Origin of the sequence: Roseococcus suduntuyensis (genome assembly GCF_014196305.1) — a bacterium.
GTDB lineage: Bacteria > Pseudomonadota > Alphaproteobacteria > Acetobacterales > Acetobacteraceae > Roseococcus > Roseococcus suduntuyensis.
Genome location: NZ_JACIDJ010000011.1, coordinates 59,612 through 76,168, shown reverse-complemented (window position 1 = coordinate 76,168; position 16,557 = coordinate 59,612). Strand labels below are relative to the sequence as shown.

At 72.7% G+C, this 16,557-nt stretch carries 16 protein-coding genes; 9 read left to right on the top strand and 7 right to left on the bottom strand.

The window, feature by feature from the left end; all coding sequences use genetic code 11:
• Nucleotides 1-91 precede the first annotated feature (91 nt).
• Together GGQ83_RS19745 and GGQ83_RS19740 are read right to left on the bottom strand one after the other, a co-directional pair.
• Nucleotides 92-394: a hypothetical protein gene (locus GGQ83_RS19745; protein WP_184386716.1), complete on the bottom strand. Its 303-nt coding sequence runs from the start codon at nucleotides 392-394 to the stop codon at nucleotides 92-94.
• Nucleotides 395-398: 4 nt separating this feature from the next.
• A complete protein-coding gene (locus tag GGQ83_RS19740; RefSeq protein ID WP_184386715.1) occupies nucleotides 399-1,382 on the bottom strand; it encodes a Bug family tripartite tricarboxylate transporter substrate binding protein in 984 nt (327 codons plus the stop codon).
• A 141-nt stretch (nucleotides 1,383-1,523) separates the two neighbouring features.
• Between GGQ83_RS19740 and GGQ83_RS19735 the strand changes: the two genes are divergently transcribed.
• The gene (locus GGQ83_RS19735) at nucleotides 1,524-2,822 is read left to right on the top strand and encodes a DUF2254 domain-containing protein (protein WP_207017828.1); all 1,299 of its coding nucleotides are present in this window, start codon (nucleotides 1,524-1,526) and stop codon (nucleotides 2,820-2,822) included.
• A 15-nt stretch (nucleotides 2,823-2,837) separates the two neighbouring features.
• On the opposite strand, the gene GGQ83_RS19730 is transcribed toward GGQ83_RS19735, so the two are convergent.
• Nucleotides 2,838-3,854, bottom strand: a complete 1,017-nt coding sequence (locus GGQ83_RS19730; RefSeq protein WP_184386713.1) for a Bug family tripartite tricarboxylate transporter substrate binding protein — start codon at nucleotides 3,852-3,854, stop codon at nucleotides 2,838-2,840.
• 129 nt (nucleotides 3,855-3,983) lie between these two features.
• On the opposite strand from GGQ83_RS19730, the gene GGQ83_RS19725 reads away from it, so the two are divergent.
• From GGQ83_RS19725 to GGQ83_RS19715, 3 genes are read left to right on the top strand one after another with little or no spacing between them, the layout of a single operon-like run.
• Nucleotides 3,984-5,741: a glucan ABC transporter ATP-binding protein/ permease gene (locus GGQ83_RS19725; protein WP_184386712.1), complete on the top strand. Its 1,758-nt coding sequence runs from the start codon at nucleotides 3,984-3,986 to the stop codon at nucleotides 5,739-5,741.
• A complete protein-coding gene (locus GGQ83_RS19720; protein ID WP_184386711.1) occupies nucleotides 5,738-6,556 on the top strand; it encodes a 23S rRNA (adenine(2030)-N(6))-methyltransferase RlmJ in 819 nt (272 codons plus the stop codon). The genes GGQ83_RS19725 and GGQ83_RS19720 overlap by 4 nt, the downstream gene beginning before the upstream one ends.
• Nucleotides 6,549-7,526 (top strand): NAD(P)H-dependent glycerol-3-phosphate dehydrogenase, encoded by a 978-nt coding sequence (locus GGQ83_RS19715; protein ID WP_184386710.1) that lies wholly within the window; start codon nucleotides 6,549-6,551, stop codon nucleotides 7,524-7,526. Before GGQ83_RS19720 ends, GGQ83_RS19715 begins: the two co-directional genes overlap by 8 nt.
• 112 nt (nucleotides 7,527-7,638) lie before the next feature.
• Here the strand turns inward: GGQ83_RS19715 and GGQ83_RS20360 are convergent, their stop codons facing one another.
• The 4 genes from GGQ83_RS20360 to hemC are packed head-to-tail and all read right to left on the bottom strand — an operon-like array spanning nucleotide 7,639 to nucleotide 11,550.
• On the bottom strand, nucleotides 7,639-8,874 hold the full coding sequence (locus GGQ83_RS20360; RefSeq protein ID WP_184386709.1) for a heme biosynthesis HemY N-terminal domain-containing protein: 1,236 nt from the start codon (nucleotides 8,872-8,874) through the stop codon (nucleotides 7,639-7,641).
• 3 nt (nucleotides 8,875-8,877) lie between these two features.
• A complete protein-coding gene (locus GGQ83_RS19705) occupies nucleotides 8,878-9,798 on the bottom strand; it encodes a COG4223 family protein (RefSeq protein WP_184386723.1) in 921 nt (306 codons plus the stop codon).
• Between the two features lie 53 nt (nucleotides 9,799-9,851).
• Nucleotides 9,852-10,535 (bottom strand): uroporphyrinogen-III synthase, encoded by a 684-nt coding sequence (locus GGQ83_RS19700; RefSeq protein ID WP_184386708.1) that lies wholly within the window; start codon nucleotides 10,533-10,535, stop codon nucleotides 9,852-9,854.
• Between the two features lie 19 nt (nucleotides 10,536-10,554).
• Nucleotides 10,555-11,550: a hydroxymethylbilane synthase gene (gene hemC / locus GGQ83_RS19695; RefSeq protein ID WP_184386707.1), complete on the bottom strand. Its 996-nt coding sequence runs from the start codon at nucleotides 11,548-11,550 to the stop codon at nucleotides 10,555-10,557.
• Nucleotides 11,551-11,575: 25 nt separating this feature from the next.
• Between hemC and tsaD the strand changes: the two genes are divergently transcribed.
• The 5 genes from tsaD (at nucleotide 11,576) to GGQ83_RS19670 (ending at nucleotide 16,531) form a co-directional block, all read left to right on the top strand.
• Complete coding sequence (gene tsaD / locus GGQ83_RS19690; protein ID WP_184386706.1) at nucleotides 11,576-12,616, top strand: tRNA (adenosine(37)-N6)-threonylcarbamoyltransferase complex transferase subunit TsaD; 1,041 nt, start codon at nucleotides 11,576-11,578, stop codon at nucleotides 12,614-12,616.
• A gap of 31 nt (nucleotides 12,617-12,647) precedes the next feature.
• Nucleotides 12,648-13,862, top strand: a complete 1,215-nt coding sequence (locus tag GGQ83_RS19685; RefSeq protein ID WP_184386705.1) for an MFS transporter — start codon at nucleotides 12,648-12,650, stop codon at nucleotides 13,860-13,862.
• Nucleotides 13,863-13,864: 2 nt separating this feature from the next.
• Nucleotides 13,865-14,503, top strand: a complete 639-nt coding sequence (locus tag GGQ83_RS19680; RefSeq protein WP_184386704.1) for a trimeric intracellular cation channel family protein — start codon at nucleotides 13,865-13,867, stop codon at nucleotides 14,501-14,503.
• Nucleotides 14,504-14,642: 139 nt separating this feature from the next.
• Nucleotides 14,643-15,701, top strand: a complete 1,059-nt coding sequence (locus GGQ83_RS19675) for a trypsin-like peptidase domain-containing protein (RefSeq protein WP_311728827.1) — start codon at nucleotides 14,643-14,645, stop codon at nucleotides 15,699-15,701.
• A gap of 149 nt (nucleotides 15,702-15,850) precedes the next feature.
• Nucleotides 15,851-16,531 (top strand): winged helix-turn-helix domain-containing protein, encoded by a 681-nt coding sequence (locus GGQ83_RS19670; RefSeq protein WP_184386702.1) that lies wholly within the window; start codon nucleotides 15,851-15,853, stop codon nucleotides 16,529-16,531.
• The last annotated feature ends 26 nt before the right edge of the window (nucleotides 16,532-16,557 follow it).

Here is a 16,557-nt window from a genome sequence, read left to right as displayed (position 1 = left end):
CAGAACTCGCCCGCCATGATCATGCTCCGCTCAACACAAAGCTTGAATCACACAACGCCGCGTCGGAGCTAGAACTGATTGGGTTTGGAGCCTAGGCCGGCTCGCCCCGGTCCAGCAGTTTGCTAACGCGCTTGAGCGCGGCGGCGAAGATCTGCTTCTTCGCCGCCACGCCCGTGTCGTTCAACCCGCCGCGCGGGTCGCCCTTGCCGCGCTTGGCGCGGCGCATGGTGGCGAGGTTGGCGCGGGAAGCGTCCCGCGCCTCCCGCAGCCGCCGCGCCAGTTCGATGAGGGCGGGGCGGTCGAGCCGCCCCACCTCCGGGTAGTGGCTGGGCGCCACCAGGGCGAAATCGGCCTCACCCAGCAGCTTGCGCTCGTTGGCGCGCGGCATCGCCATGGCGTCAGCCCAGGCTGATGTTGGCGGCGCGGATCACCTCACGCCACTTGTCGTTCTCTTCCGCGATGAAGCGGTCGAAATCGGCGCCGATCAACGGCATGGGCTCGGCGCCCAGCTCGCGGATGCGGCCCTGGACGGAGGTGTCGGCCAGGATGCCCGCCACCGCCTCGCGCAGGCGGTTCAGCGCGGGGGCGGGGGTGCGGGCGGGCGCCTGCAGGCCGAACCAGGGAATGGCCTGGAAGCCCGGGATGCCGCTCTCGGCCACGGTCGGCACCTCCGGCACGGCGAACCAGCGCTGCGCGCTCGTCACCGCCACGATCTTGAGCCGCCCGTCACGGATGGCGCCCAGATAGGCCGGCAGGTTGTCCACCGCCATGGTCACGCGGCCGGCCATCAGGTCGGGCAGGATGGTACCCGTGCCGCGATAGGGCACATGGGTGATGTCCACCTGGGCGCGGAACTTCATGTACTCGCCCGACATGTGGCCGGAGGTGCCGTTGCCCGGCGTCGCATAGGTCAGGCGGCCGGGCTGGCTGCGGGCCAGGGCGATCAGCGCCGGGAAGTCCGCGGCCTGCACGCCCGGATGGACGATGACGCCATTGGCCACGCCCATCACCATCGCGATCGAGGCGAAGTCGGTGCGCGAGTTGAACGGCATGTTCGGATAGAGGAACTGGTTGATGCTGGCCGTGCCGATGGTGGCCATCAGCAGGGTGTGGCCATCGGGATCGGCCTTGGCCACCGCATCGGCGCCCACATTGCCGCCGGCACCGGCGCGATTCTCGACCACGAAGGAGCCGCCGATGACCGAGCTCAGCCGCTCCGCCATGATGCGGGCCGCGGCATCGGTGGCACCGCCCGCGGTGAAGGGCACGACGATCCGCACGGCGCGGGAGGGGGTCCAGCCCTGGGCATGGGCCGAGACAGGCAGCAGCGCGGGCGTTGCGAGCAGCGTGCCCGCGGCGAGAATCGAACGGCGTGACGGCATCTGGAAGCCTCCGGCTGGTTTTGCGGCGTCATACCGGGGGTGGCGTCACAAATCCACCTCCCATCCCCCGGGGCGGCGCCCGGCGGCAACCGCGCGGACCACGCGGCGTTTCGCTTGCGCCCGATGGAAGGACACCGCGGATTGCCAAGCTGGCGCGAAAGATGGGCGCCGCTGGCGCTCACCGCACGGTTGCGTGCCACGATCGAGGCGCTGGGAGACATCTTCTGGATCCGGCCCGGTCTGCTGGTGCTGGGCGGCGCATTGCTCGGCCAGGCGATGGTGATGATGGAGCAGGCCGATATCGGGCTGCCCTTGCTGCCCGAAAACTGGCTCTATGGGGGCGGCGAGGCCGGGGCGCGCGACATGCTGGGCGCCATCGCCGCCTCCACCATCGGGGTGGCAGGCACCACCTTTTCCATCACAGTGGCCGCGTTGTCGCTCGCCTCGGGACAGATGGGGCCCCGCCTGCTGCGCAACTTCGTCCGCGACCCGGGCAACCAGATGGCGCTGGGCATCTTCCTCGGCACCTTCGCCTACTGCCTCGTGGTGCTCCGAACCGTCCGCTCGATGGACGAGGGCAGCTTCGTGCCGCAGCTCGGCATCACCCTCGCGTTGCTGATGGCGCTGGTCTGCGTGGCAACGCTGGTCCGGTTCGTCCACCACATAGCAAGCAGCATCAATGTCGAGACCGTGATAGAGGGCGTGCATGCCGAACTGCTGGAGGCGGTGGAGCTGCTGGAGGAGGGCGCACCGCTTCCCCCCGCCCCGCACCCGGCCGGCACCCCCGTGACGCTGGATGTTCATGGCTATCTGCGCGCGGTGGATGCGGACGCCCTGGCGGATTGGGCGGCGGCCCGCCAGGCCGTGCTGGTGCTGAATGTGCGGCCCGGCCACTACCTGTTCCCCTGCGGCGCGGTCGCGGAGGTGACACCCGCCACCGAGACCGAGGCGGCCCGAGAGGCGCTGCGCGACGCCCTCGCCCTCGGCCCCCGACAGGCGGCGACGCAGGATCTGGAATTCGCGGTGCGGCAACTGGTCGAGGTCGCGCTGCGCGCCCTTTCGCCCGGCATCAACGACCCCTTCACGGCCGTCGCGGTGCTGGACCGGCTGGGCGCCACCCTCTGCGCCCTGGTGCCACGCCGGCTGCCCGCGTCCCGGATCGAGCGCGCAGGCCGGACGGTGCTGCACCGGCGCGTGACCGACTATGCCGGGCTCTGCGACGCCATGTTCCACACGATACGGCAGAGCGCGGCCGGCAATCCCGCCGTGATGATCCGGCTGGTCGAGGTGCTGGGGCGGGTGCGCGCGGTGGAGCCGCGCGCGGAACGGCGGGCGGAGCTGGACCGCCATGTGGCCCTCGTCCTGGCGGCGGGCCGGATCGCCCTGACCGACCCGGCCGATGCGGCGGCGCTGGAGGCCTGCGCCCCCCGGCCGGACTGATTTCCCGCGGCGCCCCTACCCCGAGACGGTGGCGCCCGAACGCCGCACCACCTCGGTCCACTTCGCCACCTCGGCCCGGGCGAACTGGTCGAAGGTGGCCGGGGTGGAGCCGCCGCCTGGCACCAGGTCCGCGCGCATCCCGCCCAGCTCGGCCATGCGGGCCCAGATGGCAGGCGTGGCGAGCACGGCCTCGATCTCGCGGCCCACGCGCTCGATCGCGGGGCGCGGGGCGCGGGCCGGCGCCATCACGCCGAACCAGGCCGTCGCCTCGACGCTGGGCTGCCCGGCCTCGGCCGTGGTCGGCACGTCGGGCAGCTGGGGCGAGCGGGTGGCGGTCGTCACCGCCAGCGGGCGCAGGCGGCCATCGCGGAAATGGCCGATGACGGAGGGCAGGTTGTCCACCGCCACCTCGATGCGCCCGGCCACGCATTCGGCCAGCATGGGGCCCGCGCCGCGGAAGGGCACGTGCACCAGGTCAATGCCGGTGGCGAGCTTCAGCAACTCGCCCGTCATGTGCAGCGAGGTGCCGATGCCCGAGCTGCCGATGTTCATCCGCCCAGGATTGGCGCGCGCCAATTCGATCAGTTCCGCCAGGGTGTTCGCCCGCACCGAAGGGTGGACGAAGATGGCGTTGGGCACCCGCACCACCAGCGAGACGCCGGCGAAATCCTCGGGCTTGTAGGGCATCCGCGCGCCGTAGAGCTGGTAGTTGATGGCGCCGGAGCTGACCGTCTGCATCAGCATCGTGTAGCCATCGGGCTCGGCCTTCGCGACCGCATCGGCGCCGACATTGCCGCCGGCGCCGGCGCGGTTCTCGATGATGACCGGCTGGCCCAGGCGCTGGCTCAGCGGGTCGGCGATGATGCGGGCCGCGATGTCGGTGGTGCCGCCAGGTGGGAAGCCGACGACGAGGCGGATGGGCCGGCTGGGCGACCATTGCGCCTGCGCCAGGGCGGGCGCGGCCAGGGAGGCGGTGAGCGGCAGGGTGGCGGCGCCGGCCAGCAGGTGGCGGCGTGCGATCGGATGGGGCATGAACGTCTCCAGAACATTTTTTTGTTTGCCGGATGAGACTGCCGCCTTGCCCCGCGCGGTTCAAGCCCGGAGTGCCTTGCGCCCCGCGACCGTCCCTGTATCCCGACAGCCCTCCATGAAGGACCCTCCATGGCGTTCCTGAAGCTTTATGCCCGCGTTCTGGGGCTGCTCGCCCCCGACCGTCGCCTGGCCTTCGGGCTGGCGGCGGCGGCGGTCGCGCTGGCCGGGCTGCAATTCCTGGAGCCGGTGCTCTTCGGCCGCGTCATCGACCTGCTGGCGCGCTCCGAACGCATGGCCGAAAGCGCGGTCTGGGCCGAGGCCTTCACCCTGCTGGCCATCTGGGCCGCGGTGGGGCTGACCGCCATCGGGGCCAATGTGGCCGTCTCCCTGCTGGCCGACCGCATGGCGCACCGCAACCGCCTCGCCATGATGTCGCGCTACTTCCGGCACGTGCTGGCGCTGCCGCTCTCCTACCATGGCGATGTGCAGTCGGGCCGGCTGCTCAAGATCATGGTGGTGGGGTGCGACAACCTGTTCGGCCTCTGGCTCGGCTTCTTCCGCGAGCACCTCATCACCTTCGTGGGCGCGCTGGTGCTGCTGCCGCTGACGCTGATGCTGAACTGGCGGCTGGGTTTGCTGCTGATCGCCCTGGTGCTGGTGTTCACGGTGCTGACGGCCTTCGTCATCCGCAAGACGCAGGTGGCGCAGATGGCGGTGGAGGGCTTCCACACGCGCATGGCGGGTTCGGCGCAGGATGCGCTGTCCAACGTGATGGTCGTGCAGTCCTTCACGCGGCTGAACATGGAGGCGCGGCAGTTCGGCCAGATCAGCCGCCAGGTGCTGGACCACCAGTTTCCCGTGCTGAACTGGTGGGCGCTGGTGCATGTGCTGACGCGCGCGGCCAGCACCATCACCGTCATCCTCATCTTCATCCTGGGCACGCTGCTGCACCTGCGCGGCCAGGCCAGCGTGGGCGAGATCGTGAGCTTCATGGGCTTCGCCACCCTGCTCGTGGCGCGGCTGGAGGCAGCCGTCGCCTTCGTCTCCTACATGCTGTTCCAGGCGCCCGCGATGGCGGAGTTCCTGGCCGTGCTGGACGCCGAGAACTCCGTCCCCGACCGCCCCGATGCGCGCGAGATGGGCCGCGCCGAGGGTCGTGTCGCCTTCGAGGGCGTGGACTTCGCCTACCCCAATTCCGGCCAGGTGCTGCACGGCCTCGACTTCGTGGCGGCGCCCGGACAGACCATCGCGCTGGTGGGGGCCACGGGCGCGGGCAAGACCACCTCCATGCAGCTGCTCCAGCGGCTGTGGGACCCCACGGGCGGGCGCATCACGCTGGATGACGTGGATTTGCGCGACATCCGCCAGGACAGCCTGCGCGCCAATATCGGCGTGGTCTTCCAGGAGAGCATGCTGTTCAACCGCACCATCCGCGAGAACCTGCAGGTGGGCCGCCCCGACGCCACCCAGGAGGAGATCGAGCGCGCCTGCCGCATGGCCGAGGCGCATGACTTCATCACCCGCCAGCCCAAGGGCTATGACACGCTGGTGGGCGAGCGGGGGGCGAGCCTCTCGGGCGGGCAGCGGCAGCGGCTGGCCATCGCGCGCGCGCTCCTGAAGGACCCGCCGGTGCTGATCCTGGACGAAGCCACCAGCGCGCTGGACGCGGCCACCGAAGCCCGCGTGCAGAAGGCGCTGCGCGCGCTGATGGCGGGGCGCACCACCTTCATCATCGCCCACCGCCTCTCCACCGTGCGCGAGGCCGATGAAATCCTGGTCTTCGACCAGGGCCGCATCATGGAACGCGGCAGCTTCCAGGCGCTTGTCGCCGCGGAAGGCCGTTTCGCCGAACTGGTGCGGACGCAGCTGACGGGGGTGGCCTCGTGAACTACCGCCACGCCTTCCACGCCGGCAACTTCGCCGACTGCATGAAGCATGCGCTGCTGGTCTGGCTGCTGCGGGCGCTGGCGCGCAAGCCCGCACCCTTCCATGTGCTGGACAGCCATGCCGGCATCGGCCGCTACAGCCTGGACAGCGACGAGGCCCAGCGCACCGGCGAATGGCGCGCGGGCATCGGCCGCCTCATGGACATCACCGAGGGGCCGCTGGCCGACTATGTGGCGCTGGTGCGGGAGGATGGCGGCTATCCCGGTTCGCCCGCGCTGGCGGCCGCGCTGCTGCGCGAACAGGACCGGCTTTCGCTGGTGGAACTGCACGAGGCGGACCACGCCACGCTGCGCGCCACCTTCCGCCGCGACGCGCGCGTGGCCACCCATCGCCGCGACGCCTGGGAGGCGGTGCGGGCGCTGACCCCCTTCGCCGAGAAACGCGGCCTGGTGCTGATGGACCCACCCTTCGAACAGCCCGGGGAATATGAACGCCTCACCGCCGCCATCGCGGAGGTGAACCGCCGCGCGCGGGGCCTGGTGCAGGCCGCCTGGTATCCGGTGAAGGGCCGCGCGCCGGTGCGCGCCTTCCACGCCGCCCTGGCCGAGACGGGCGTCCGCGACATCCTCGCCGCCGAACTCCATCTGCGCGAGCCCACTGATGCGGCGCGGCTGAACGGCTGCGGGCTGATCGTGGTGAACCCGCCCTTCGGCTTCGAGGCGGCGGCGCGCGACATCCTGGCCGCCCTGCACGCGCGGCTCGCCACCGGGGAGGCGGGGGGCGGCTGGGCGCTGACCCGCATCGCCGATGAGTGAGGTCGCCGTCCTTGGCGCCGGCGCCTGGGGCACGGCGCTGGCCATCCATGCGGCGCGGCTGGGCCATGGCGTGACGCTCTGGGCGCGCGATGCGGACCATGCCCGCGCCATGACGGAGGCGGGTGTGAACGCGCGCCGCCTGCCGGGCTGCCCGTTTCCCTATGGGCTGCGCACCACCCATGACGCGACGGCTGTGGCCTCCGCGCGGCTGGTCATCCTGGCCGTGCCCATGCAGCCGCTGCGGCAGGTGCTGGCCAGCCTCCCCACCGCCCTGCCGCCCCTGCTGCTGGCCTGCAAGGGGCTGGAGGCCACCACCGGCCTGCTGCCGCTGGAGGTGCTGGAACAGGCCCGCCCCGGCCAGCCGGCGGGCATCCTCTCCGGCCCCAATTTCGCGCATGAGGTGGCGGCTGGACTGCCGGCGGCCAGCGTCGTCGCGGCGACTGATCCGGCCCTGCGCGAGGACGCCCAGGCCCTGCTCTCGGGCGGCGCGCTGCGCCTCTACGCCAGCGAGGATGTGCTGGGGGTGCAGCTCGGCGGGGCGGCGAAGAACGTGTTGGCCATCGCGGCCGGCGTCGCCACCGGGGCGGGCCTGGGCGAGAATGCCCGTGCGGCCCTGATCACCCGCGGCCTGGCGGAATTGTCGCGGCTGGTGGTGGGTATGGGCGGGCGGGCGGAGACAGCGGGGGGCCTCTCCGGCCTGGGGGACCTGCTGCTGACCGCCACGGGGCCAGGCAGCCGCAACACCTCGCTCGGCATGGCGCTGGGCCGGGGCGAGGCCCTGGCCGACATCCTGGCCGCCCGCAGCAGCGTAACCGAGGGCGTGGCCACCGCCCCCGCCCTGCTGGCCCGCGCGGCGGAGGCCGGGGTGGAACTGCCCGTCTGCGCCGCGGTGGCCGCCCTGCTGGAGGGGCGGCTCGATGTCCGGGGCGCCGTGCGCGCCCTATTGGAACGGCCCCTCAGGGCCGAGTGATCCATCGGTGCGGCTGATTCATGCCTTCGGCGATTCCGCCGAAGCCGATCAGACGCCTAACCTGACCGGCTGATTCACGCCTTCGGCGATTCCGCCGAAGCCGATCAGACGCCTAACCCGGCCGGCGCCACACGATGCGCCCCACGGTCCCGCAGGCGGAGCAGGCGGGCTCCCAATTCGGGTGGATATGGCCGCAGGCTTCGCAGACCCAGGCGGGCGACGGGGGGGCTTCCTGGGCGCGGCGGTCCCATTCGTGCTGGGCGGCGTCGGAGAAGCCCGCCCCCTGCTCGGCCCGCTCCAGCGCGGCCATGAGCTGATACCAGCGCCGGTCCAGGTCGCCCGATTGTTCCCAGGCCACCAGGTCCTGACGCGCGCGCACCGTCTGGCCGGCGCCGAGCGCCACCAGCGCGCGCAGCGCCCGGCTTTCGGGGTGCGCAACGTGGGTGCGCGTCAGGTCGTCCACCAGGCGCAGACGGCCGGCGGGGTCCGTCTCCGGGCCGATCCAGGCGCTGGCGATGGCCGGGTGCGGCGCGGCTTCCCAGCTTTGGCGCAGCACGGACAGGCCGGCATCGCCGCCCAGCCGGGCGGCCAGCGCCAGGGCCGCGGGTGCGAAGCCCGGGTCGGCCTGGAAGGCCTGGCGCTCGAAGGCGCGGGCCTCGGCGGCGGTTTCGGCATCGCGCGCGGCGGCCAGCGCGAGCGGCGCGATGGGCGCGTCGTCGGGAGCCAGCGCCAGCGCCTCGCGCCAATCCTGTCGGCGCATCGCGGCCTCGCCCTGCTCCAGGCGCAGCGACTGCGCACGGGGCTCGGCCTTCGCGGCCTCGCGCGCCAGGCGTTCCTGCGCCTGGGCATCGCCACGGGCCTTGGCCTGTTCCATCAGGCCCTGCAGGCCCAGGAACTTCGCATCGCTGCGGGCGGCCAGCGCCTCATAGGCGGCGGTGACGCCGGCCTCGTCGCCCTGGGCGCGGGCGGCCTCGGCCTCCATGGCCAGCAGGGGGGCGCTCTCGCCGGCCAGGCGCTTGGCCTCGGCCAGCTCGGCGCGGGCAGTGGCGGGCTGCCCGGCGGCCAGCGCCACCATGGCGCGGGTGACGGCGATCTCGGCCATGGCCCGGTTGTCCAGGTCCACGCGCAGCTTCCGCCGCTCCGGCGTGCGGACCATCCAGGAATAGAGCCGCAGCCCCAGGTGGAAGAGCACGAAGGCGCCGAGCAGCAGCAGCACCGCGACGGGCAGCGAGACGCCGATCCAGTATTCGCCGGCCGCGATCTCGATCTGCCCGCTCAGCCCCAGCGCCCAGGCCACGACCGCGATGACGACCGCGATGAGGATCACATAGTTGAGGATGCGCGCCATGGGTCAGCCCCCCGCGAGGTCGCGCAGCGCGGCGCGGGCCGCCACCAGCGCTTCCGCCTGGGCGATCCAGCCTTGCATGGGCGTGCGGTGGCTGTCGGGAAGCTGGCCCAGGTGCTGGACCGCGCCGGCCAGGTCACCGGCGGTCAGCGCGCGGCGGGCGCGCTCCAGGATGGATTCGTTGGCGTCGCCCCAGATCACGTCCTCGCCGCGGCGGATGGTGAAGAGGCTGCCGATGCCGCGCGGCTGGCCCTCGGCCACCTGGGCGCGGGCGGCGCGCACGCTCTCCTCGAAGGAAAGGCGCAGCGCGGGTTCGGTGGGCGGCGCCGTCTCGGCGAAGCGGGCGAGCGCGGGCGGCGCCTCGCCCGGCAGGCGCGACAGCACGGGGCCGAGCGGCTGCCCGGCCGCGAGGCGGGAACGCAGGGTCTCGATCAGCACGAGGCGCGCGGTGCCGGCCTCGGCCGCGTCCAGCCGCTCGGCGAGCGGCGCGATGCGGGCGGCCAGCGCCTGCGCCTCGGCCTCGCTGCGCGTCAGGCTGTTCTGCATGGCGGCCAGGCGTTCGGCGGCTTCGCGCGCCTGGGTCTCGGCGGCATCGAGCCGGGCGCGGAGGTCGGAGAGGTCGGCGGCCGGGGCGGCGGCGGGCGCCGGGGCTGCGGGCGTGGGTGCCGGCGCGGCGGGCGTGGGTGCCGGGGCTGGCGCGGGTGCGGCCGAGACGGGGGCGGGCGTGGCCGGCGTGGCACGCTCGGCCGGGGCCGCGGGGGCCTCCTGGCGCGGCTGGGTGGCCGGCGCGGGCGCATCGGCGCCGCGCATCACGGAGAAGCTGGCGCCGACCAGCACGACGGCGGCCACGCCGATGGCGATCCAGGCCGGGTCGAAGGGCAGGCCACCACTGGGCGGGTGGTCATGTCCGGTCGCAAGCGTCTGCATGGTCACATCCGGGGTCGAAGGGGGGTTCGCCGGCGAGGGCTTCGTGCTCTGGGTCATGGGCTACCTAGCAACTCCAGCATATGATCTTGATCAGACCGCGAAGCGATCCGGACGGTGCGCCAGGGCCATGCGGAGAGCACCGCCGCGACGCGTGGACTGATCGCGATGGCGACCATGCCGGGGGCAGCCCCCGTCAGGCCGCCTTCGGCAAGGTGGCGCAAGCTACACGCAGCACTTCGTGGAGAGAAGAACAGGGCATGCCCGACCTTCCCTTGCCCGATCGCTAACGCGGCCGCGGGGGGGAGGGTTGGCGCCTCCCGCGCCGCATAGGCGATGCGCCGGATCACCCGGAAGCCGAGCGACCGCAGGTTGTTGGCCAGCTCCATGGAATAGCCGCGCCCCACCGCCAGCAGCAGCGGCCCCGCCGCGGGGTCCAACCGCGCGGCGCAGAGGCGGGTGAGCGAGGCGGCATCCCCCTCCGCCGACACAACCTCCGTGAAGCCCTGGGCGCGGGCGGCCTCGGCCGTGCCCTCGCCCACCGCATAGACCGGAATGGGCCAGGGGCTGAGCGCGCGGGCCGCCGCCCGGCTGGGCAGCAGCAGCGCCTGGGCGGGCGGCAGGGGGCCGGGCGGCTCGGGCGTCAGCACCAGGGCCGGCGCCAGCACCGGGCACCAGCCGAGCGTGGCGATGCGGGAAGCGGTCTCGGCCGCGCCGGGCTCGGGGCGGGTGATGAGCACGCCCCGCCCGGGCGCCGCGTCAACCAAAGATGTCCACCGGGCTATCGGCGCGCAATTCCTCGCCCAGCGCCTGGCCGATGCGGGCGGCGTCACCGGCATCCCCCAGCACCTCGCGCTTGAGAAGGAAGGAGCCATCCTCCCGCGCCACCATCCCGGTCAGGCGCAGCGTGCCGTCGGGCAGCAGGCGGGCATGGCCGCCGATGGGGGTGCGGCAGGACCCGTCCAGCGCGGCCAGCAGGGCGCGCTCGGCCTTGGAGACGGCGGCGGCCTCCTGGTCCTCGATGGCGGAGAGCATCTCGCGCAGTTCCACATCGTCGGCGCGGGTGGTGATGCCCACGATGCCCTGGCCGGCGGCGGGCACCATCACCTCGGGGTCCAGGACCAGGGAGGCGCGATCCTCCAGCCCCAGCCGGCGCAGGCCCGCCAGCGCCAGCAGGCTGCCCGCGACCTCACCGCCCGCCACGCGGGAGAGGCGCGTCTGCACGTTGCCGCGCAGGGTCACCACCTGCAGGTCCGGCCGCACAGCCAGCATCTGCGCCTGCCGCCGCAGCGAGGAGGAGCCGATGACGGCGCCATGCGGCAGGCAGGCATAGGGGTCGGCCGGGTCCGGCTGGCCGGTGTTCTGGCCCAGGATCAAGGCATCCCGCGCATCCTCGCGCCGCAGCGTGCAGGCGAGCACGATGCCGGGGGGAAGTTCGGTTTCCAGGTCCTTCAGGGAATGGACCGCGAAATCCACCCGCCCATCGGCCAGCGCCTCATGGATTTCCTTGGCGAACAACCCCTTGCCGCCGATCTCGGCCAGGCGGCGGTTCTGGATGGCATCGCCCGTGGTGGTGATGGCATGTTCCTCGAAGGCATCCATGGCACGCAGCACGGGGCAGAAACGCGTCAGGATTTCGAGGAAGTGGCGGGTTTGCCACAGCGCCAGCGGCGAGGCACGGGTGCCCACCCTCAGCGGCAGGCTTCGCTTCCGCGCGTGGTTGACGCGCGGGGGTCCGGAGATGGCGGAAGACATGGAGGGGTCATATAGGTCGCATCCGATGAACGAAACCCGACCATATGCAGGTCTGCCGCGCCCGATTCTCGGTCTTGAAGCGAGTTGCGACGAAACCGCCGCCGCCGTGCTGGACCCGGAAGGGCGCATCCTGGCCGAGGCGGTCTTCACCCAGCAGGAGGAACATGCCCGCTTCGGCGGCGTGGTGCCCGAGATCGCGGCCCGCGCGCACCTGGCCCGGCTGCCCGGCCTGGTGCGGCGGGTGCTGGAGGAGGCGGGTCTGGGCGTGGCCGATCTCGGCGGCGTGGCCGCGACGGCGGGTCCCGGGCTGATCGGCGGCCTCGTGGTGGGTGCCAGCTATGGCAAGGGCTTGGCCATGGGCGCGGGCCTGCCCTTCCTGGGCGTGAACCACCTGGAGGCCCATGCCCTGACCGCCCGCCTGCCGGGCCTGTTTCCCGAACCGCCGGCCTATCCCTACCTGCTGCTGCTGCTCTCGGGCGGGCATTGCCAATGCGTGGCGGTGGAGGGGCTGGGGCGCTACCGCCGCCTCGGCACCACGCTGGACGACGCGGTGGGCGAGGCCTTCGACAAGGCGGCCAAGCTGATGGGCCTGCCCTGGCCGGGCGGGCCGCATCTGGAACGGCTGGCGGCCACGGGCGACGCCCGCGCCGTGCCCCTGCCTCGTCCGCTGCTGGGGCGGGTGGGGTGCGACTTCTCCTTCTCCGGGCTCAAGACGGCGGTGGCCCAGGCGGTGGGCAAGGGCTTCGCCCATGCCGACATCGCGGCCAGCTTCCAGGCCAGCGTCGCCGCCGTGCTGGCCGACCGCGCCCGCCACGCCCATGCGATGCTGCCGGACGCCACGGCGCTGGTGGTGGCGGGCGGCGTCGCGGCCAACCAGGCGGTGCGGGCGGCGCTGGCCGCCGCCACCCCCCTGCACCTGCTGGCGCCGCCCTTGCGCCTTTGCACCGACAATGCCGTGATGGTCGCCTGGGCAGGGCTGGAGCGGCTGCGCGCCGGGCAGCGGGACCCGATGGACCTTGCCCCGCGCCCCCGCTGGCCGCTGGACGAGCTGGCGGTTCCGCATTGACCGGGCTGGGGTGCCGGCGCACCATGAAACCATGAGCGAAACGACCCTGTCCCCCCGCCGCGACGCGCAGATCTGCGCCCTGATCGGGACCGGGCATTTCCTCAGCCATTTCTACGTGCTCTGCCTGCCGCCGCTGTTTCTCGCCTGGCGGGCTGAGTTCGACGTCTCCTTCGCCATGCTGGGCCTGTCGGTCGCGCTGATGAGCGGCGTGACCGCCCTGTTGCAGACGCCCGTGGGCTTCCTCGTGGACCGGCATGGCGCACGGCCCTACCTGGTGGGCGGCACGCTGCTGATGGCGCTGTCCATCGCCGCCATGGCCTTCGTGAACGACTACCGTCTGATCCTGGTGCTGGCGGTGCTCTCGGGCGTGGGCAATTCCGTGATCCACCCGGCCGACTACGCCATCCTGGCGGGCTCGGTGCGGAAGGAATTCATGGGCCGCGCCTTCGCGCTGCACACCTTCACGGGCAATCTCGGTTTCGCCATGGCGCCGCCCGTCATCGCCACGCTGCTGCTGGTGATGGACTGGCGCGGGGCGCTGCTGCTGGTGGGGCTGCTGGGCGTGCCGGTGGTGGGCGCCATCCTGCTGCAATCGCGCATCCTGAGCGACCAGCCCAAGGCCCGCGGCCCCAAGCCCGTGGGCGGGGCGCGGCTGCTGACTTCGAAGCCCATCCTGGCCTTCTTCGCCTTCTTCCTGCTCTCGGCCATGGCGGGCTCGGGGGTGACGGCCTTCCTCATCACCGTCCTGGGGGTGCTCTGGGCCACGCCGGTCGCCATCGCCTCCGTGGCGCTCACGGGCTACATGGCGGGTGCCACGGGCGGCACGCTGGTCGGCGGCTGGTGGGCCGACAAGAAGGGCGGCAACCTGCTGGGCTTCGTCGTGGTGCTGACCGGCGTCTCCATGGCGCTGATCCTCTCCATGGGCCTGGTGGACTGGGGCCAGTGGCTGCTGCTGCCGGTGGCCTTCGCGGCGGGGCTGTGCCTCGGCGCCTCCCGCACCCCGCGCGACGTGATGCTGAAGGAGGCCTGCCCCCCCGGCGAGGTCGGCAAGGTGTTCGGCTTCGTCAGCGCCGGGCTGCCGCTGGGCTCCGCCCTCATGCCCGTGCCCATGGGCTTCCTGATTGATCTCGGCTTCGCCTGGATGGTGCTGCCCACGGTCGCGGTGCTGCTGGGGCTCTCCCTGCTCTGCGCCGGTGCGGCGCGGGGCATGACGGCCCCCGCACCCCGGATGCAGCCGGCCGAATAGCCATGCTGGAGCAATGGCTGCCATGGCTGGACATGGCGGGCATCGCGGTCTTCGCGGCCTCCGGCGCGCTGGTCGCCTCGCGCAAGGAGATGGACGCGGTGGGCTTCGTGCTCCTCGCCTGCGTGACCGGCTTCGGCGGCGGCACGCTGCGGGACCTGCTGCTGGGCAACACCCCGGTCTTCTGGCTGCGCGCGCCGGAGGTGGTGGGGGTTGCCGCCGCCGCCGGGCTTCTCGTCTTCTTCATCGCGCACCGGGTCGAGAACCGTTTCCGCGCCCTGCTCTGGGCCGATGCGGTGGGGCTTTCCCTTTTCGCGGTGGCGGGCGCCGAGATCGCGCTGGAAGCCGGCGCCGCCCCCTGGGCCGCGGTGCTGCTGGGCGTGGTGACGGCCACCTTCGGCGGCATCATCCGCGACGTGATCAGCAACGAGGTGCCGCTGATCCTGCGGCGCGAGATCTACGTCACCGCCGCCGCCGCCGGGGCCGCGGGCTTCGTCATGCTGACCCAGGCCGGGCTGTGGCGTGAGCCCGCCTTCGCGCTGGGCGTGCTGACCTGCCTGCTGATCCGCGCCCTGGCCCTGCTGCGCGGCTGGAGCCTGCCGGCCTACAAGGGCCGCCCGGGGCGCGAGCATCCGGACCGCTGAGCGCGCTCGGTTGACGCAAGGCCTTGCGCGACCAACCTTCCACGGTGCCGGCGTGCCGCCGGCCCCTGCACAACACCCCAAGGCGCCCTCCCCGGGCGCCCCAGGAGAATCCGGACCCGTCATGGCGGCCCATCCTTCCGTGCTCCCGCGTCGCCGCGCCCTGCTGGCCGGCCTCTCCCTGCCCGCCCTCCTGACCGCCTGCGGGCCGCGTTCGGCCGTGGCGCAGCGCGGCCTCCTGCCCGATTTCGCCGACCTGGCCGAGCGCGTGCTGCCCGCCGTGGTCAACATCGCCGTCACCAGCGAACAGGCCGCGACCATCCCCCCTGAATTCCGTGGCACGCCACTGGAGCGCCATTTCCGCAACCGGCGCGAGCGGGTGCAGGGCGCGGGCTCGGGCTTCATCATCGATGCCTCGGGCCTCGTGGTCACCAACAACCATGTGGTGGGCCAGGCCTCCCGGCTGACCGTCTCGCTCCAGGGCGGGCAGGAGGTGCAGGCCACGCTGATCGGCGGCGACGAGCTGACGGATCTCGCGCTGTTGCGGATCGAAGGCCGCACGGATCTCACCGCCCTGCCCTGGGGGTCGAGTGCGTCCATGCGCGTGGGCAACTGGGTGATGGCGGCGGGCAACCCCTTCGGCCTCGGCGGCACCGTCACCACGGGCATCGTCTCGGCGCGGGGGCGTGACCTGGGTGCCGGCCCCTTCGACGACTTCATCCAGACCGACGCCGCCATCAACCCGGGCAATTCCGGCGGGCCGCTGTTCAACACGGCGGGCGAGGTCATCGGCATCAACACCGCCATCTACTCGCCCTCCGGCGCCAATGCGGGCATCGGCTTCGCCACTCCGTCGGACCTCGCGCGGCCGGTGATCGAGACGCTGCGGCGGGATGGCCAGGTGGCGCGCGGCTGGCTCGGCGTACAGGTGCAGGACGTGGTGGCCGAGGATGCCCGCACCGGCCGCCGCGCCGTGCTGGTGGCCGGCGTGGACCGCGCCGGCCCCGCCGCCCGCAGCGGCTTGCGCGCGGGGGACATCGTCACCGGCATCAATGGCGAGACGATCGAGACCTCGCGCACCCTGGTCCGCAACATCGCGGCCATGCCGCCAGGGCAGACGGTGCGCCTGTCCGTGCTGCGCGACCGCCGGCAGATCGAACTGCGCCTGCAGGTGGGGCGGCGCCCCGGCGGCCCGGCCTGAGCCCGAATCGTGCGGGAGATTTCGCCCGACGGGCTTTTCGGCTAGAATCCTTTCGATGAGGCGGCCGCCGGGGCCGCAACCCCGGGTTTCCCCGGCGGCGGCGCCGGCCCGCGACCCATCGCCCGACAAGGACGGAAACGGAACAGCCCATGCGGATCCTGCTGGTGGAGGACGATGTCGAGGTCGCCCGCTTCGTGAAGAAGGGCCTCCAGGAGGCCGGGCACACCGTCGAGCAGGCCGGGAATGGCCGCGACGGCCTGTTCCTCGCCGCCTCGGAGGCCTTCGACCTTCTGGTGCTGGACCGCATGCTGCCCGGCGGCGTGGATGGCGTGCGCATCGTGGAAACCCTGCGCCAGCAGGATAACCGCACGCCCGTGCTGTTCCTCTCGGCGCTGTCCGGCGTGGATGAGCGGGTGCGCGGCCTCAAGGCCGGCGGCGATGACTACCTGGTGAAGCCCTTCGCCTTCGCCGAGCTGCTCGCGCGCTGCGAGGCGCTGGGCCGCCGCCCCTCCAGCGAGGCACCCGTCACGCGCCTCAAGGTGGCCGACCTGGAGCTGGACCTGCTCAGCCGCACCGTGACCCGGGCGGGCAAGAAGATCGACGTGCAGCCCCGCGAATTCCGCCTGCTGGAGCATCTGATGCGCCATGCCGGCCAGGTGGTCACCCGCACCATGCTGCTGGAGAAGGTCTGGGACTACCATTTCGACCCGCAGACCAACGTGATCGACGTGCATGTGTCGCGCCTGCGGCAGAAGCTCGACCGCGGCTTCGACAAGCCTCTGATCCATACGGTGCGCAACGCCGGCTACATGATCCGCGCCGAGGGCTGAGGCTTGGCGGAGGGTCCCGGCCCCCT